We start from the raw sequence: 1,664 nt of genomic DNA on the forward strand, positions 1-1,664 counted from the left end.
CGCCACTCTTCGGCAGCCAGCCCCGTCGCCCGTCCTGCGTCTGCTCTGGCTTGGAACCCCACTGCCGAACCTCCCGGTACGCGCGCCCGCAGCCGACGCCTTTACCGAGGTACTGCTCACTGACTTCACTGCTGAGCACTGCACTTGCGGGTACTGCCACTGCATCAACTGCGGTTCTGCTCACGGTGGCCCCTGATCACTGCGGGCCACCCGGTCCGGTCGTCAGCCCCGTCGCCGTCCTGCAACCACCCTGGCTTCGAAACTCCACCACCGCACCGTCCTGCGCACTGCAACTGAATGTACTGCTCCCGGCAGTTCGTGCCTGCCAGGCCCTGCTGTCCCTCTGGGCTACGAGAGAAACCATAGCCACGCCACCGCCCAATGTCTACTCTGCCCAACATAGATTTTCGCGTGTCCGACGGAGAGGTAGTCGGCCTCGAACAGCTACGACAAGAGGAGCAAAGCCGTCACTGCCGGGTCAGCGGGCCGCAGGCCAGGGCGCAGGTGCCGCGCAGACGAACGGCGATGACGATGCAGGGGACCAGGGGACCCGATGGACACGAAGAGCGTCAGCGTCGCAACCGTCCGCTCACAGCATCCGCAGCCGACACGCACGTGAGCGCCCGGCGCTTCCTCGATGACCTCGCACCGGCGATCACGGAAAAGGCTGTCGAACCCGTGGTCCTGGTCGTCTGGGATCTCGTCACCAATGCCCTGCGCACGGCGGCGGAATCTGCACCCTGGACCTGACCGCACACACGGACACATCGAGGTGGCCGTGCATGACCGCAGTCCGTGGACGCCGCGCATGCGCACCCGACCTGAACGGCGGCCTCCGTCATGATCAAATGGTCAGCGGCGGCCCGCTCAGTGCGGACCGTCATACCGGCGGTGCACAGACTCTTCCTCGGCAACAGACGTCTCCAGGCCTTGAGCTCACACTGGCGCCGCCCCGGCACCCCTGCATCACCCCCGAACCGCGGATGGCGGCACACGCCGCGGCAACGAAGGGCGCAGTGACTCCCGAACTCATCAGCCTCGATCAAGCCGCGACACGCGAAGTGACCCCGGGGCGTCGACGAACCGACCCGCTCCCGCGTGGACCTCGGTACGGCGGGAGATACTTTCGACGAGGGGCGCCCTCGGGTGGGCGGCGCAAACGGCTGCGGGGCCGGACAGCACGAATCCCGGCAGCCAGCTGGCTGCCGGGATCAGGAGTGATGCGCCTACTTGGGCTTGATGGCGTCCTTGGCCTTCTCCTTGGCCGCGCGCAGGTCGCCCTTGGACTCCTCGGCCTGTCCCTTGGCCTTCAGGGACTCGTTGCCGACCGCTGCGCCGACGACCTTCTTGACCTTGCCCTTGGCCTGCTCGCCCTTAGCCCGAGCCTTCTCGTCCGCAGCCACAACCACTCACTCCCTGTCTCACTCGAAATAGGTTCGCCCCCCATGTCACCCCAGACGCCACCGTTAAACCGGAAGGCTGCCGCACAGACGCTCCGAGCTGCGGGCGCTCCAAGAGTTGAATTGGATCCGCAAGAGTGAAGATCGATCCGCAGGGCACACGAGGGCTCGGAGGTTGATAACTATGGTTCCTATTCTTCTTGTTCTTCTGCTCGCCCTGATCCTCTTCGGTGCCGGTTTCGCGCTGAAGGCCCTGTGGTGGAT

At 65.6% G+C, this 1,664-nt stretch carries 2 protein-coding genes and 1 pseudogene; 2 read left to right on the forward strand and 1 reads right to left on the reverse strand.

Translation table 11 applies throughout. The features are described 5' to 3' along the window. Positions 1-411 precede the first annotated feature (411 nt). Positions 412-750 carry a hypothetical protein gene (locus tag ACFXGX_RS43270; RefSeq protein WP_384804017.1) on the forward strand — a complete coding sequence of 113 codons (339 nt, stop codon included), beginning with the start codon at positions 412-414 and terminating at the stop codon, positions 748-750. A 476-nt stretch (positions 751-1,226) separates the two neighbouring features. On the opposite strand, the gene ACFXGX_RS43275 is transcribed toward ACFXGX_RS43270, so the two are convergent. Further along, complete coding sequence (locus ACFXGX_RS43275; RefSeq protein WP_384804021.1) at positions 1,227-1,403, reverse strand: CsbD family protein; 177 nt, start codon at positions 1,401-1,403, stop codon at positions 1,227-1,229. Positions 1,404-1,584: 181 nt separating this feature from the next. Between ACFXGX_RS43275 and ACFXGX_RS43280 the strand changes: the two are divergent. Next, positions 1,585-1,664 (forward strand): annotated as a pseudogene (locus ACFXGX_RS43280) (hydrophobic protein); the annotation flags it as partial.

The sequence above is a fragment of the Streptomyces sp. NPDC059371 genome, assembly GCF_042751995.1.
In the GTDB taxonomy this organism is placed as follows: domain Bacteria; phylum Actinomycetota; class Actinomycetes; order Streptomycetales; family Streptomycetaceae; genus Streptomyces.